General features: G+C 31.8%; 17 protein-coding genes. 14 read left to right on the top strand and 3 right to left on the bottom strand.

Annotated features, from left to right (window positions below):
- Nucleotides 1-22 precede the first annotated feature (22 nt).
- Both BTR34_RS01720 and BTR34_RS01725 read right to left on the bottom strand, forming a co-directional pair.
- Complete coding sequence (locus BTR34_RS01720) at nucleotides 23-784, bottom strand: SDR family NAD(P)-dependent oxidoreductase (RefSeq protein ID WP_068486867.1); 762 nt, start codon at nucleotides 782-784, stop codon at nucleotides 23-25.
- Nucleotides 785-874: 90 nt separating this feature from the next.
- The gene (locus BTR34_RS01725; protein ID WP_068486864.1) at nucleotides 875-1282 is read right to left on the bottom strand and encodes a hypothetical protein; all 408 of its coding nucleotides are present in this window, start codon (nucleotides 1280-1282) and stop codon (nucleotides 875-877) included.
- Nucleotides 1283-1370: 88 nt separating this feature from the next.
- Here BTR34_RS01725 and BTR34_RS01730 point away from each other — a divergent pair, with 88 nt between their 5' ends.
- From BTR34_RS01730 to BTR34_RS01750, 5 genes are all read left to right on the top strand, one after another.
- Nucleotides 1371-2543, top strand: a complete 1173-nt coding sequence (locus BTR34_RS01730; RefSeq protein WP_068486863.1) for a PAS domain-containing sensor histidine kinase — start codon at nucleotides 1371-1373, stop codon at nucleotides 2541-2543.
- A gap of 71 nt (nucleotides 2544-2614) precedes the next feature.
- Complete coding sequence (locus BTR34_RS01735) at nucleotides 2615-3664, top strand: response regulator (protein ID WP_068486861.1); 1050 nt, start codon at nucleotides 2615-2617, stop codon at nucleotides 3662-3664.
- Between the two features lie 100 nt (nucleotides 3665-3764).
- Nucleotides 3765-4610, top strand: a complete 846-nt coding sequence (locus BTR34_RS01740) for a universal stress protein (protein ID WP_068486859.1) — start codon at nucleotides 3765-3767, stop codon at nucleotides 4608-4610.
- 18 nt (nucleotides 4611-4628) lie between these two features.
- Nucleotides 4629-5471 (top strand): universal stress protein, encoded by an 843-nt coding sequence (locus BTR34_RS01745; protein WP_068486857.1) that lies wholly within the window; start codon nucleotides 4629-4631, stop codon nucleotides 5469-5471.
- Nucleotides 5472-5498: 27 nt separating this feature from the next.
- A complete protein-coding gene (locus BTR34_RS01750) occupies nucleotides 5499-6341 on the top strand; it encodes a universal stress protein (protein ID WP_068486855.1) in 843 nt (280 codons plus the stop codon).
- 2 nt (nucleotides 6342-6343) lie between these two features.
- Here BTR34_RS01750 and BTR34_RS01755 read toward each other — a convergent pair whose 3' ends face one another.
- The gene (locus tag BTR34_RS01755) at nucleotides 6344-6637 is read right to left on the bottom strand and encodes a thioredoxin family protein (protein WP_068486853.1); all 294 of its coding nucleotides are present in this window, start codon (nucleotides 6635-6637) and stop codon (nucleotides 6344-6346) included.
- A 110-nt stretch (nucleotides 6638-6747) separates the two neighbouring features.
- Between BTR34_RS01755 and BTR34_RS01760 the strand changes: the two genes are divergently transcribed.
- From BTR34_RS01760 to BTR34_RS01800, 9 genes are all read left to right on the top strand, one after another.
- Nucleotides 6748-7584: a universal stress protein gene (locus BTR34_RS01760; RefSeq protein ID WP_068486851.1), complete on the top strand. Its 837-nt coding sequence runs from the start codon at nucleotides 6748-6750 to the stop codon at nucleotides 7582-7584.
- The gene (locus BTR34_RS01765) at nucleotides 7584-8441 is read left to right on the top strand and encodes a universal stress protein (protein ID WP_082960232.1); all 858 of its coding nucleotides are present in this window, start codon (nucleotides 7584-7586) and stop codon (nucleotides 8439-8441) included. The genes BTR34_RS01760 and BTR34_RS01765 overlap by 1 nt, the downstream gene beginning before the upstream one ends.
- A 64-nt stretch (nucleotides 8442-8505) precedes the next feature.
- Nucleotides 8506-9345, top strand: a complete 840-nt coding sequence (locus BTR34_RS01770) for a universal stress protein (protein ID WP_068486848.1) — start codon at nucleotides 8506-8508, stop codon at nucleotides 9343-9345.
- Between the two features lie 23 nt (nucleotides 9346-9368).
- A complete protein-coding gene (locus tag BTR34_RS01775; protein WP_068486847.1) occupies nucleotides 9369-9779 on the top strand; it encodes a hypothetical protein in 411 nt (136 codons plus the stop codon).
- A gap of 71 nt (nucleotides 9780-9850) precedes the next feature.
- Entirely contained in the window at nucleotides 9851-10750 is a 900-nt protein-coding gene (locus BTR34_RS01780) for a mechanosensitive ion channel family protein (protein ID WP_068486845.1), read from the top strand.
- Nucleotide 10751: 1 nt separating this feature from the next.
- On the top strand, nucleotides 10752-11594 hold the full coding sequence (locus BTR34_RS01785; RefSeq protein ID WP_068486844.1) for an ATP cone domain-containing protein: 843 nt from the start codon (nucleotides 10752-10754) through the stop codon (nucleotides 11592-11594).
- A gap of 4 nt (nucleotides 11595-11598) precedes the next feature.
- Nucleotides 11599-12969 carry an MBL fold metallo-hydrolase RNA specificity domain-containing protein gene (locus BTR34_RS01790; RefSeq protein ID WP_068486842.1) on the top strand — a complete coding sequence of 457 codons (1371 nt, stop codon included), beginning with the start codon at nucleotides 11599-11601 and terminating at the stop codon, nucleotides 12967-12969.
- A 93-nt stretch (nucleotides 12970-13062) separates the two neighbouring features.
- Nucleotides 13063-13704 carry a hypothetical protein gene (locus BTR34_RS01795; RefSeq protein ID WP_068486840.1) on the top strand — a complete coding sequence of 214 codons (642 nt, stop codon included), beginning with the start codon at nucleotides 13063-13065 and terminating at the stop codon, nucleotides 13702-13704.
- Nucleotides 13705-14086: 382 nt separating this feature from the next.
- On the top strand, nucleotides 14087-15769 hold the full coding sequence (locus tag BTR34_RS01800) for an ABC1 kinase family protein (RefSeq protein WP_068486839.1): 1683 nt from the start codon (nucleotides 14087-14089) through the stop codon (nucleotides 15767-15769).
- Nucleotides 15770-15773: the final 4 nt, after the last annotated feature.

Raw genomic sequence — 15773 nt, forward strand, 5'->3', positions numbered from 1 at the left:
AAGTTAATGTTTAATATATGAACTACGCATTTAGCATACCGCCATCGATAAGGTGTGTGCAGCCAGTAATATATTTACTTTCATCAGATGCTAAGAACAAGGCAAGTTCACCTATTTCTTTTGAGGTAGCATAACGATCAAACGGAACAGTAGCCGTAAATCCATCTTTAACCGTATTTGGGCTATCTGGAGACATATCGCTTTCTATTCTGCGCATCATTTCATTATCTACAGGACCAGGATGAATGGTGTTTACTCTAATTTTACGTGTCGCATTCTCTATTGCAGCAACGCGCATTACACCGACCACAGCATGTTTGGTTGCAACATAAGCACCTAAACCTGTAAATCCTTTTAAGCCGGCAACTGATGAAGTAATAATGACGCTTCCACCCTCTTCCATTTTAGGAATCACATATTGGCAACCCAACCAAACCCCTTTTAAGTTTACCGAAATTACCTTGTCGAAAACATCTTCTGGATATTCTGCAATTGGGCTAGCAGTGCCTTCTATACCAGCATTGGCAAAGAAAATATCAATCTTACCAAAAATTTCCAAAGCATGGCTTAAAAACTTAATAGTATCCTTTTTTTTAGAAACATCGGCTTGAAAAAATGACACGTTCTTATCATTAAATTTGGTCCGTAATTCATTAATTGCAGTTAGATTATTATCTACTAAAACCACTTTAGCTCCTTGTTCTAAAAAAAGGTGGGCGGTAGCCAATCCTATTCCACCTGTACCACCTGTTATAACCGCCACTTTATCTTGAAGTCTATGCATAATTTTAAGTTTTTAAATTATTTACTTTTTACCCAGCTATAACACTCATTATCAAAATATTATAATCATTACATCAAATAATTAAGACGTCTACTCATCTTTAAAAAGTAATTCTATTTTTGAAAGCAGAATCAATTCGGACTTATTCTTGCCGGCATATGAATTGGCCATAGCATGTGCAGTATCTAAAACCAAGTTTTTTATTGCCGAGCCAAATAATTTCAAGTGCTCCTTATAGAATTCCTGAAATTGTTTAAAACTTTCATCCGCATCTTTTTCATATTCCAAACACCAATCGAACGTAGCTTCGATTCTAAATGCGGCATCTGAACCGTATTCATCTTCAATAGCATCAATGTCTAACCAAAATGTACGTATATAAGATTTTAATTTGTCTATTTCCTTTGTATGTACATTACCATCCGTACTTGCCATGGCATAAAATAATTTTCCTAAATTTTCGTATAGTTCAATTCCGAATTTTTGTGAGTTTAACATGTTTTAAATTTTACAATTAATATCGAGAAATTATCGATTTTATAGCTAAATTTCTATGATAATAATCAGTTAAGGATTATATTTAAAAATGATCGTTTTTGACAAAAACAGTAACATATTCAACCTCTTATCCGAAGGGATTTCGGAAGGGGTTATTGTAGTAAATGCGGAACAAATAATTGTTGCTACAAATTCCTCTGCCGAAGAAATGTTTGGTTATGAAAAGGATGAGCTTATTGGAAAATCTTTAGACTGTATTATTCCAAAAAGATATCACCATAATCATGCAAATCACGTTTCCAATTTTATGGAAAAGAGTGAAAAAAGAAAAATGGGTCATGGTCGTGATTTAAACGGACTGCGTAAAAATGGAGAAGAGATTCCTGTAGAAGCAGGACTTAACCCCTTTAACCTTTACGGTAATAGATATGTAATGGCTTTGGTAACTGATATTACAGACCGAAAAAATTACACTCAAAAGTTAGAAAAGACCGTTCAAGAAAGAACTAAACAATTAACCGATGCCCTTGAAAAAGAAAAAGAACTGAACGAACTTAAAACCCGTTTTTTATCGCTGGTTTCCCATGAGTTTAAAACTCCGCTCAGTAATATCCTTACTTCAGTAACCTTACTTTCGAAATATAAAGAAACTAAACAACAAGACAAACGAGACAAGCATGTAGACACCATAAAATCCAAGGTTAGACAGTTAGATTCTATTTTAAATGATTTTCTATCAATAGAACGTTTAGAGTTAGGAAAAGTCAATTATGTTATTGAAGAATTTCCTTTAAGCAGGGTCATTAATGAAGTAGTTTATGATGCCAATATGTTACTTAAAACTGGACAAAAAATTCATTACCCTGATAATGTAGATGAATTTCATATCACTTTTGATGAAAAAACTTTGGCATTGGCATTATCCAATTTATTACAGAATGCCATTAAATATTCTCCTGAAGATACCGCTATAAAAATTCTTTTTTCCGTAGAAGAAGAATATTTGGTGCTTCAAATTATTGACCAAGGAATAGGAATACCTACAAATCAACAAAAATATATTTTTGATCGTTATTTTAGAGCAGAAAATGCTTTATTAAATCAAGGTACAGGAATTGGTCTAAATATATCTAAACAACACTTAGCAAATTTAGGTACAACACTTACCTTTGAAAGTGAAGAAAATGTTGGCTCTACCTTTACAATTCGTATACCGAAAAACAGTAAACTACTAATGGACAATTCTTTGAGTAATTTGTAAGATAAAAACCTAAAATATTAAGAGACAAGCCCTAAAATTAAATCTCGATTATTGAGTAAAAACAACGCTACATGAAAACTATTTTACTAATTGAAGACGATAAAATATTAAGAGAGAATACAGAAGAGCTTTTAGAATTATCTGATTACCAAGTTCTAACTGCTGCAAATGGTAAAATAGGTATTAAAACGGCTAAGGAAAAACTACCAGATTTGATTGTTTGTGATATTATGATGCCAGAAGTTGATGGTTATAGTGTTTTAGAAGCATTAACCAACCATGAAACCACAAAGCATATTCCTTTTATATTTTTATCCGCGATTACAGCACATAAATCTATTAGAAAAGGTATGGATTTAGGTGCAGATGATTATTTAACCAAACCTTTTGAAGAGGAAGATTTAATAAGTGCTATTGAAAGCAGATTAGCCAAAGCTCAATTACTGCATAATATTACAGTTACTAAAAAGGATACGGAATCAGATTCAAATGAAATTGATAATCTTCACCAATTAAAAAACTATTTTGATGATAATGGTGAAGAAAGCAGTATTGACGAAGGCGGAACTATTTACAAAGAAGGTACCCGCTCTACACATGTGTATTTAATTTTAAAAGGTGCTGTAAAGTGCCATACTATGGATGAAGATGGTAAAGAACTTATAACAAAACTGCACCATGCCGATGAGTTTTTAGGGTTCACCTCGTTAATGGACAACGCTGTTCATCAAGAATCTGCAACCGCCTTGGAAAATGTTAAGGTGACAGCAGTAAGTAAAGAACAACTACTTGAAATAGTTGCGGAAAACCATACTATATCTTTAGAATTGATGTCGCTACTTTCTGATAATATTTCTGAAATAAAACATCAGCTTTTACAAATGGCCTATAGTTCGGTTCGCAAAAAAACAGCGCAAACCCTACTACAATTTGCCGAAATCATGAATAAAGATACTACAGAACCTATACGTATTTCTCGTGCCGACCTTGCCAGTGTCGCTGGTATTGCCACTGAAAGCTTAATTAGAACACTTTCTGGTTTTAAAAAAGAAGGCCTAATTGAAATTGAAGGTAGAAACATTCGTATTAAAGAACTTAAAGTGTTACAATATGTGACCTAAACTTTATCTTAAAAGCACTCATTATCAAATCCTCATGATATTTATCATAGGTTTTCTTTGCGTCCTAAAATACTTTTAGGGCGTTATATATAGAAAACCCATGAAACATATTCTCATTCCTACAGATTTTTCGAGCAATGCAAATCATGCTATTTCGTATGCTTTAAACTTATTTAAATGCGAGAGGGCCAATTTCTATTTTATACACGCCTATGCCGATGAAGTTTATGGCCCTTTTCATAATACCGGCAAAATAGATTTTGAAGATAAAAAACAAGCCATAGGTAAAAGTTCCAAAAATGAACTAAACCAATTGGTGAACGAAATAAAAGAGCGGACCCATAATCCCAAACACCATTATGAAGGTATTATCTCTTTTGAGTCGTTGGTAGATGCCGTTAACAATTTTACGAATGCTAAGAATATTGACTTGTTGATTATGGGTACGAAAGGTAAAACCGCTAATTCTAGCAAGACCTTTGGTAGTAATACCGTACAAGTATTTAAATATGTAAAATGTCCGGTATTGGCAATACCCAATGGTATCCCATTTAATCAGCCAAAGAATATTCTTTTTCCTAGCGACTATATGTTACCCTATAAAAGGCGGGAGTTAAAACTCTTAGATACTTTGGCCTCACAGTTTAAAGCACAAATACATAGCTTATACATATCAGATTTTGAGGATTTAAGCCTTAGACAATTAGATAATAAAAAGTTTTTAGAAGATTCATTACCAAATGCTAGGTTGTCTTTTGTTAGAACTGCTGTTGAAAATAGAACTAAAGCGATACTATCTTATACAAAAGAGTATGATATGAATTTATTGGTTATGGTGAATTCTCGACATTCATTATTGGAAGATATGCTTTACCGTTCTACAATTGATGAAATAGGTCTTTCACCGACCATACCATTTTTAGTGATGCAAAATCTTCCTCGATAATTATATAAAACTCTAAGAATGAAGAAAATAATACTTACAACCGATTTTTCTGAAAATGCCTGGAATGCCATTTTCAATGCTCTTAAATTGTATGAAGGTGTAACATGTCATTTTTATTTATTGCATGCCTATACACCTACCAATCTAAATATGTTGGGTGCTAAAAGTCAGCAAAGATTAGGTGTTATTTATGATTCGTTATCCAAATATTCCGAACAAGAATTAGAAGGTATGTTTTCCTATTTTCAAATTAACCATAAAAACCCTAAACATACATTTACAACCGTTTCTAAAGCCGGCATCTTAGAAGAAGTAGTTGAAAAATTAGCTATTGAAGAAGATATAGACCTTATAATTATGGGTACCCAAGGTGCCACAGGTGCAAAAGAAATATTTTTAGGTAGCAATGCCGTTAGGGTTATTAAGACCATAAAAAACATACCTATAATAACTATGCCTTCTGGATTCAATTTTCTAAAACTAAACACCATCCATTTTGGCACTAATTTCTCTACACCTTATAAGAAAAGTGAATTAGAACCAATAATAGAACTTTCTAAACTATGGAAATCTACCATTGAAATTATACATGTATCTGTAGAAAATAGTTTAAACGATAGCCAAAAAGCTAACAAAGAAATTCTAAAAGAAAGATTACTTGGACTAAGTTATCAGTTTAAAACTATTCCTTTTGAAATCAGCATTTCTAAGAGTTTAGATATTTACTTAGAAAACAAAACATCTAGTATTTTAAGTTTAATACGACATCAACATACTTTTTGGGAAAAGGTGCTTGGTGAGGCTGTTGTTAAAAAAATAGCTTTTCACGCAGACCTTCCTGTTCTTTTTTTACCACAATAATTTTTTTACACTTTACCTTTTGCTAAAATGAAAAATATTCTAATACCAACCGACTTTTCTGAAAATGCATGGAACGCATTAATTTATGGTATTTCTTTTTTTAAAAAAACACGCTGTACTTTTCATATTGTACATATAAATTCTATAAACACAAATTCTAGTGGAGAAGCAGCGATGTATGTTTCTCAAGAGCTTTTAGAAAAAACCATACTAGAGGAGAGTACGGATAAACTAGAACAGCTTTTAAAGAGGATTGAACATTTACCGTTGAATACAAAGCACAAATTTAATACGCTAGCCCTTTACGGCTTTTTAACGGATCATTTAAAAAAACAGGTAAAAGAAAAAAAGATTGACCTAATAGTTATGGGAACTAAAGGATCAAGCGGACTTAAAGCGGTATCAATAGGCAGTAATACCGGTAATGTAATTACAAAAGTACCCTGCACTATTTTGGCAGTACCTGAAATGGCAACGTACCATAATGTAAAGGAAGTAGGTTTTCCATCAGATTTTCAATTGAAATATGACTATAGAGTTCTAGATACTTTAAAAGATATTTTATTCTTAAAAAACGCCGATTTAAGATTATTACATGTTTCTCCGCGTGGAGAGAAAATGAATGCTACACAAGAAAGTAACAAGTCTCTTTTATTAGACTATTTTAAAGATTTGAACTGTACTTTTCATTTCGTTACGGGTAAAAAAATCGACGAATCTATTCAATGCTTTTCTGAAAGTAGAAATTTAGACTTAGTGGTCATGGTCGCAAAAAATTTAAATTTTTTAGAACGAATATTATTTAGACCTACCGTAGAAAAAGTAAGCTACCATATTCAAATTCCCTTTTTGGTTATTCATGAAGCATAAAATCATATATAATTTGCAATTGCATGTTTAATATCATCTTTTTGTAAAACTCCTAATTGCCGCCAAATAGATTCACCATTCTTAAAAAGAATAAATGTTGGTACGCTTTTTACATTATACCTGCGCGCTATCTTTTTTTTCATCTCTACATCTATAGATATAAAGTGTACGGCATTGCCAAGCTCTAGTGCCACCTGTTCAAAAATTGGTTTCATTATTTTACACGGCGCACACCATGGCGCATTAAAATAGACCAATGTAGGTGTAGCCGACGCAATACTTGTCTTAAACTTCATCTTCCCTATTTTAGATTAATAATAGTGATTTTCTACGCCATTAGAACTGACGAATATCATGCAATATCTTGTGATGTGTGCTTAATTTTAATAATATAAAATGTACAACTATGACACGTATTTTATTACCCACAGATTTTTCTAAAAACTCCTTGTCGGCAATTCATTACGCACTTAAACTGTATAAAGATATTAAATGTACTTTTTATCTTTTAAATAGCTATATGCCACCAGTATACCATACGGAATATCTTATGGGTAGCCCTGCACAAATAGGCCTTGGAGATATAGTTCAAGAAAATTCTATGAATAATCTTGAAAATTTAAAAAATAAATTAGTTGCCGAATTTAATAACCCATTACATACATTCATTACGCATTCGGCATTAAATGTTCTTTCTAGTGAAGTAACAAGAACTGTTGAAGCAGAAGGTATTGATATCATTGTCATGGGAACACAAGGGGCTACCGGAGCTAAAGAAATATTATTTGGCACTAACACAGTACATGTTATAAAAAATGCCAAGTGTCCCGTTTTGGCTGTTCCTTCTGGTTTTGAATATGAAGTACCTAAACAAATACTTTTTCCAAATGATTTTGAAATTGAACTAACCAAAGATAGTTTATCTCAACTACTAAAAATTGTAAATATGCATGTATCTCAAGTCAATGTAATGCATGTTTTCACTGGAAATAAATTAAACATTGTTCAAGCAAGGCATAAAAAAACTCTTGAAAATATTTTAGCAATCAATGCCTTGTTTCATGAGGTTTCCAGCAATGAAATTATAACGGCTATCAACGATTTTCAAATAAAAGAAAAGATAAATTTATTAGTCATGGTTCAAAATAAACACACTTTTTTTGAACGTTTGTTTATTGAACCCGTAATTAGAAAAATAGGTTTTCATGTCACTATTCCTTTCTTGGTTATACCTCAAATTTAATGATGAGCTTTAAAAACATATTAGTTGCTACTGATTTTTCTAATGAAGCGTATAATGCACTTTTTTACGCTACACAAATGTTTAAATCAAAGCCCTGTACTTTTCACCTTATACATATGTATGATGATTTAGCCGCTGACCCTAAATCTAAAAATGTACTTTTTGTTGGTAAAAAAGAACTTACACGTTTACATAAATCATCACAAGATAATTTAACTAAAACTGCTCATAGAATAGTACTGGACACTGACAACAAATTACATCAGTTCAATTTAATTTCTTGCAAAGGTTCAATAACTACCCGTATTTCTGAAACTATTAATGATTTACAAATAGATTTATTAATTATGGGCAATAAAGGGAAAACTGGAGCTAAGGAGCTCTTTATGGGTAGCAATACTATTCGTATTGCTAACACTATTACACAATGCCCAATACTTGCAATACCAAAAGAGATTGCTTATAAACCAATTGATGAAATTGCATTTATTACCGATTATAAAAAAGGGTGTAACAAAAAAACCATAGCCCCATTATTATTTATTGCTAACCTTGCAGCTGCGGCTATTAGAGTTTTACATATAAGTGAAGAAGAAATAATGAGTTCTAGCCAAGTTTCAAATAAAAAGTTACTAAAAACGTGTTTAAAAACTACAGATTATAGTTTTGATGCTATTTGGAATTATGCAGATAAAGCTAACGTTATAAAAAACTTCCTGAAAGACAGAGAAATTAAAATGTTTGCTATGGCGTATTACAGAAGAAATTTCTTTGAACGTTTGGTTCATGAACCGGTTGTTATGGACCTAAGTATTTATGCCAATACTCCCTTTTTAATTCTACCCGTAAAAGACTGATATTTATCATAGTTATTCAGCTTGTTGATCTTTACTTTTAGTAGGTACAACAACTGAATCAACGATGAACAGGCGTATTCTTATTCCTACAGATTTTTCTAAAAATGCCCTAAACGCTATTAGATATACCGTTGATTTATACGCCAAATTAAATTGTGACTTTTATTTTTTGAATGTATTTAGTTTTGAAAAATACACAACTAATAATTTAAACATTCCAGAAGAAGGTAGCGCTGAATTTGAACAAGCAAAACAAAATTCTGAAAAAAAATTCACTAAACTATTAAACACTTTGGCACTACATATAGAAAACCCAAAACATAATTATTATACAGAGTCTACTTATAGTTTTTTATCTGAAGCAATTAAAAAAAATATAGCGGAAAAAGATATTGATTTAGTTGCAATGGGTACAAAAGGTGCAACAGGATCTAAAAGGGTTCTTTTAGGCAGTAACACCGTTATGGCAATGGAAAAAATAAGGGAATGTCCTGTATTGGCAATACCAGAAAATACTTCGTTTACATCCCCTAAAGAAATTGTTTTTCCTACAGATTATAATGAAGTTTTTAAAAAAATGGAATTAAACTACCTCGTTGAAATTGGTAAAATGCATAACGCCGAAATTGCCATTTTACATCTTAACCAAAAGAAAGGACTTTCTGAAACTCAACTTAGTAACCAACAATTATTAAAAATAATACTGAGTGAAGTAAAACATACTTTTTATAACCTAACAGAAAAAGATTTGGGAGTGGGCATACAAACCTTTGTAGAAAATAGAAATAGTAATATGGTAGCCTTTATTAATCGAAAACATTTTTTCTTTAGCAGTGTATTTTCCAGACCTCTAATAAAAGAAATTGGTTATGATAGCAAGGTTCCCATATTGGCGCTACACTAAATACTAATTTTAAAATCTTAAAAATGAAAAAAGTAGGCATTTGGTTAGATAGTAAAAATGCTCATGTTATTAGTTTGACTGAAGATCAAGAAACTATACATACAATAAATTCTAATATTGAATTTTTCAATAGAACTGGCACAGGAGGCACAAGATCTAAATGGGGAGGCAACCAAGATGTTACTCATGAAAAAAACTATTTAGAGAAAGAGAATGCTCAGTTTAAAAACTACTTTAAACACATAGCCGAAACAATATTAGACAGTGATGAGTTATTACTTTTTGGACCAGCAGATATAAATGAAAAACTAAAAAAAGTATTAGCTCAACATTATAAATCCTTATTTGGTAAACTAAAAGCGGTTAAGAAAGCAGATAGCATGACCCTAAACCAAATTAAAGCATACGTTAAAGATTTTTTTAGACAAGAATAGTGGTTGGTTAATGTCTAAAAGCGAAACCGTCAAAGAAGTAATTTCATTGGCGGTTTTTTAAAAATAACAAAATGAATGCATTATCATCTTTATTAGAGAACCCTACATTTATTAAGGCCGCAATATTAATTATGTGGATTCTTTTAATAGTTTTTATTATCAATCTTATCAGAAAGATTTTAAAAAAAAGAATTGATGTTCTTTCTATAAGATACAAAGCCCAAAAAGGTGTAGAAATTGTTGGTTATGCTCTTATTTTTCTTTTAATAGTAATGTCTTTTACTCTAGATAGTATTAAAGATTATACCATTATCATAGGTCTTTTTACTGCAGGCATCACTTTCACCTTACAAGAATTAATACTAAGTATTGCGGGTTCTTTTTATATTTTTTTTGTTCGCGTATACAAACCTGGAGATCGTATTGAAATTAATAATATAAAAGGCGATGTTATTGATATTGATAGTATTTACACTACCATAATGGAAATGGGCGAATGGGTAAGTAGCGATAATTATTCGGGCAGAATAGTTAAAATTAGTAATGCTTTTGTTTTCAAAGGTCCAATTAAAAATTATTCGATGGATTTCCCATTTGTTTGGGACGAACTGAATATCCTAATAACCTACGGCTCAGATACCACATTAGCTAAAAATCTAATAATGGATAATGCATTAGAACTTTTATCAGATTATACTGAAAAATCTAAAGCAAAATGGGAAGAAATGGTAGAACGGTATTACATTGAAAATGCCACATTGGAACCTACCATAGCAATGAATTTAACCGATAATTGGATTCAACTAAACCTAAGATATATAACTGACTATAAATTAAGAAGAAATACTAAAAACACCCTTTTTCAACAAATAGAACAAGCCATTGCACATACTAACGGCAAAGTTAATATGGCTTCTACCACACTGCAACTTCTAAAAATTCCGCCATTGGACATTAATCTAAAAAAATAGTATGGATGCTACAGAAACCGTAGAGATTATAAAATCTTCAGGACAAAAAGTGAAATTTTCACTGGATAAACTTAGAGCCTCTTTAAAACATAGCGGGGCAAAGCATGAGTTGGTCGAAGAAATAGTGAGTAAAGTCAATGATGAAATTTATGATGGTATAACAACCAATGAAATATATAACAGGGCGTATTCTTTATTAAAAAAGAACAAATCTGTTTTCGCTTCAAAATATAAACTTAAGAAGGCTATTTATGAATTAGGCCCTACAGGTTTTCCTTTTGAACGCTTTGTTGGTGCCATTTTACAATACTCGGGCTACGATGTTAAGATAGACGTAATTTTAAACGGTGCATGTGTTACACATGAAATTGATGTCGTGGCAGAAAAAAATGAAAACATAACTGTAATAGAATGTAAATTTCATAATGAAGAAGGCCGTAATTGTAATGTAAAAGTGCCTTTATATATACATTCCAGGTTTAACGATGTTAAAGCGCACTGGATAACTAAAAACACTAATAAAACGCTTAACAAAGGTTGGGTCGTAACAAATACAAGATTCACCGAAGATGCAATTTCTTATGGAAAATGTGCAGAACTTTATCTATTAAGTTGGGATTACCCTACTAATGATGGTTTAAAAGATAGGATAGACAGACTAAGCCTTTACCCAATTACGGTGTCTGGTTTGCTTACCAATAGAGAAAAACAATTCTTGTTAAGCAGAAACGTAGTGCTTTGCAGACAGCTTATAAAAGATAAATTTTTTCTAGATCATTTAGGTATTTCAGAACCTAGAAAAACCAAAATTTTAAATGAGATAGAACAACTTTGCAAACATTAAGGTTATGAAAAAAGTTAGTATTACATTTCTCGGTGCTTCTGGTACCGTAACAGGCTCTAAATTTTACATAGAAACACCCGAAATAAATATTCTTGTTGACTGTGGTATGTTTCAAGGTCTTAAAGAATTACGTGAAAAAAACTGGCAACCTTTACCTATAGATGTAAGTAAAATAGATGTTGTTCTATTAACCCATGGTCATTTAGATCATTCTGGCTATTTACCTAGATTAGTAAAAGAAGGATTTAAAGGTAGTATTTTAGCGACAGAACCAACATTGGCAATTGCGCGTATAATTTTGTTGGACAGTGCTAAAATTCAAGAAGAACAGGCAAAAAAAGCGAACGAAGAAGGGTTTTCTAAACATCCTGTAGCTTTACCATTTTACGACCTTAAGGAAGCTGAAAATACCATTAAGTTATTCGTTGGATGCGTAAAAGATGATTGGATCGAACTTTCAAAAAACATTAGGTTTAAATTTAAGTTTAATGGGCATATTATTGGTTCAACTTTTATACATCTAGAAATGTTCGGTAAGGTTTTTGTATTCTCTGGCGATGTCGGTAGATTACATGATGAGCTTTTGTCCCCACCAGAACGACCACAATGGGCAGACTATCTTTTTTTAGAAAGTACCTATGGCAACAAACTACACCCTAAAGAAAACGTTGTTGAAATCCTTACTAAACTTATTGAAAAAACTATTAATGAAAGGGGCACTTTAATAATACCTTCTTTTGCTGTTGAACGTTTGCAACTACTTATGTATCTATTATGGCAAATGTATAAGAAAAATAAAATACCCAATATTCCTATTTTTATAGATAGCCCCATGGGTAATAATGTGCTAAACGTATTTCAGCAATATCCAGATTGGCACAAGCTTTCCATGAACGAATTTGATGCTATGTGCAACCATGTCAATATTATTACATCATATGCGGATACTTGGAAAACTATAGATGACCCAAGACCCAAAATTGTTATTGCTGGTAGTGGAATGGTAACTGGCGGCAGGGTACTTACCTATCTAAAACAATTAGTTGATGAACCGAAAACTAATGTGCTATTAGTCGGCTACCAAGCCGAAGGTACCCGAGGACGTCAGTTATTGGAAGGTGTACATGAACTAAAAATTTTCGGAAAATATTACCCTGTTAAAGCCAGTATTCATTTAATAGAAAGTTTATCTGCGCATGCAGATCAAGCTGAGCTTTTACATTGGATCGATGCTATAAAAAATATTCCCGAAAATGTTTTTCTTATTCATGGTGAACCTAACGCCCTAGATGCTTTTAAAGTAAAAATTAGAGATACAAAAGGTTGGGAATGTCACATTCCTAAACTTGATGAAACTTTAGATTTATTGCTTTAAAGACTAAACTTGAAATTCGTCAACTGACTATTATCATATGCACCGGTTGATCATATTCCTATCTTGTAAGTCAATTCGTATAATGCAAATCTTATGAAAAAGTTACTCGCCATATTTTCATTACTATCCTTAATGGGTTGTTCTTCAATAAGTTTAGTCGAGAATTGGAAGAACCCCGATATTGTTATATTTAATGCCAACAAAGTGCTATTAGTAGGCATGACCCAAAGTACAGAAACTAGGGAAAATTTTGAAAGCTTACTATTAAAAGAGTTTACTAGTAGAAATGTCGAAGCTATGCGTAGCGTCGATGTTTTCGATTTAACCTTGACCAATTCTAAAAAAACGGAGAAAGAATTAGATGCTGTAGAACAAAGTCTTTTAGAAAAAGATTTTGATGCCATTCTTTTAACCAAAATTACTGGTTCTGAAAATCGTGAAAAATTCATGAAATCTATCAATAGATGGGAAAACCATCGATCTCGTTTCAATGACGATTATTTGGAGCATCAAGGTATTTACTATGATGATAATTATTACGAAAAATTTACCGTTTATCATGCTGAAACTACGCTGTACTGCATTTGTGAAGGTAAAGAAAGAGCAATGATATGGAGAGGTATTATTGATATTACGGACCCGAACAATATTGAAAAAGCTATAAATGATTATGTGAAATTAGTAATTGTGGCAATGGAGGACCAAGATTTAGTCTTTACCTCACAAATAGAGTAATTTTTAAAACAAAGGACTTAGGACTTTACCATCTTCTTCTTTTCATTGTTTACAATAATTCTTAAATGAAGGATGAGATTCTCAATTAAGAACAAACTAAAACACTCAAAATATAATGCGAATAAAATATTATAGAAGAATATATAGAATATACGGTTGTTCTCAAAAATAAGTTTAAATAAATATTGAAGCAGTACATCTGTTTAGTGAAGTTACCGATCAGGTTTTCAAGAGTAAAGACCAGCTACAAAACTCTTGTCCTATGTAGAAATATGACTGATATCATACAACACTCATTGAATTTAAAATAGCTTTGAGATATATTTTCACAGGCAATATGTGGACAATCTAGTATAGAAAAACTTCATCAATTCTACTATAAATGGCAATCTTAAATTTACCATCTCAAAAAGAAATAAAAAGATACGCTACCCTATTCAATGTGCTTGTAAAATATGGTTTTGAAGATATATTAGCTCATAGTCCTATTCTAAAATTTATACCAAATTCTTATTTAGAAAATCATCCGGACACTAAAAAAAATCTTTCCTTTTCTCAATATGAACGTGTTAGAATGGTGTTAGAAGAATTAGGGCCAACTTATATAAAGCTGGGACAAATTTTTAGCACACGAGAAGATATGTTGCCTTTTGCTTTAATTGAAGAGTTAGAAAAATTACAGGATCATGTTCCTAAACTCAAAGATTTCGATGTTTTAACTACAGTAAAAGAAGAGTTAGGTATTGAAAAGTTCAAGTATTTTGCCACAATTCAAATAGAACCACTAGCTGCGGCATCGTTAGCACAAGTACACCGCGCTCAACTTATAAATGGCGATGAAGTAATTTTAAAAATTCAAAGACCCCATATTACCGAAATCATTGAGGCCGACCTTATGGTTATGAAGCAGGTTGCTCAAAGTCTCGAAAAATACAGTACACAGGCAGAAGCTTTTCAGCCTATTAGAATTGTAGAATCTTTTGAACGCAGTATAAAAGAAGAACTTCAATTTGTAAGAGAAATAGACAATACTGAGCGTTTTGCTCAAAACTTTATGGGCAATGAATTTATTCATGTCCCCGAAATCTATAAAGAACTTTCTACAGATAAAATTATATGTATGGAATTTATAGATGGCATTAAGGTTTCTAATATAGAAGCACTGATAGAGGCAAATATAGACCCCAAAGCGGTTGCTAAAGTTGGTGTAGACTTATATATAGAACAAATTTTAGACTTTGGTTTTTTTCATGCAGATCCTCACCCTGGTAATATATTTATACTTCCAGATAGCGAACAAATAAGTTTTTTAGATTTTGGAATGATGGGTACTATTCTACCCCACGAAAAAGAATCAATAAATGATCTTCTACTCCATTTTTTAAGTAAGGATGTTAAAAAAATAATATCAGTTCTTGAGAAAATAGCTATAAAAACCAATATTCCTGATTACAAAAAACTAGAACAAGACCTTTATCAATTACTTGAAGGTGTAAGTAATACTGCTATCCAAAACATAAAACTTGGGGATACTTTATCTCAATTTAAAGTTATCCTATTCGGGAATCAAATTATAATTCCCCACTACTTATATATGCTGATAAGAGGTATTGTACTCATAGAAGGTGTTGGTCTTAAACTAGACCCTGAATTTAATATTACTAAAAATCTAGAACCTTATGTAACCAAAATTTTGCGTAAAAGATTTAGTTTAAAATACCTTTTAAAAAAGAACCTTACACGTATAAAAGATTTCAATGCCCTTGCCGATACTTTGCCAAATGATTTAAATACCATCATTAAAAAAATTAAAGAAGGTAAGTTAGCAGTCGTGCATGAGCACAAAGGACTTAAGGAATTTCAGATTGCCACAAGCAAGGCAGTAAACCGTTTAGTTTTTGCTGTTATTATTGCTGCACTTTCAATTGGCTCTTCATTACTAGTAATGGCAAAAATGCCCCCGTTAATTAATGGAATTCCAGTTTTAGGCGGAATAGGTTTTGTATTATCTGCCTTGTTGGGGTTCTATATCGTAATCTCAATTTTCAGAAATAATCAGCTTTAGAAGA

This window comes from Maribacter hydrothermalis, assembly GCF_001913155.1.
In the GTDB taxonomy this organism is placed as follows: domain Bacteria; phylum Bacteroidota; class Bacteroidia; order Flavobacteriales; family Flavobacteriaceae; genus Maribacter; species Maribacter hydrothermalis.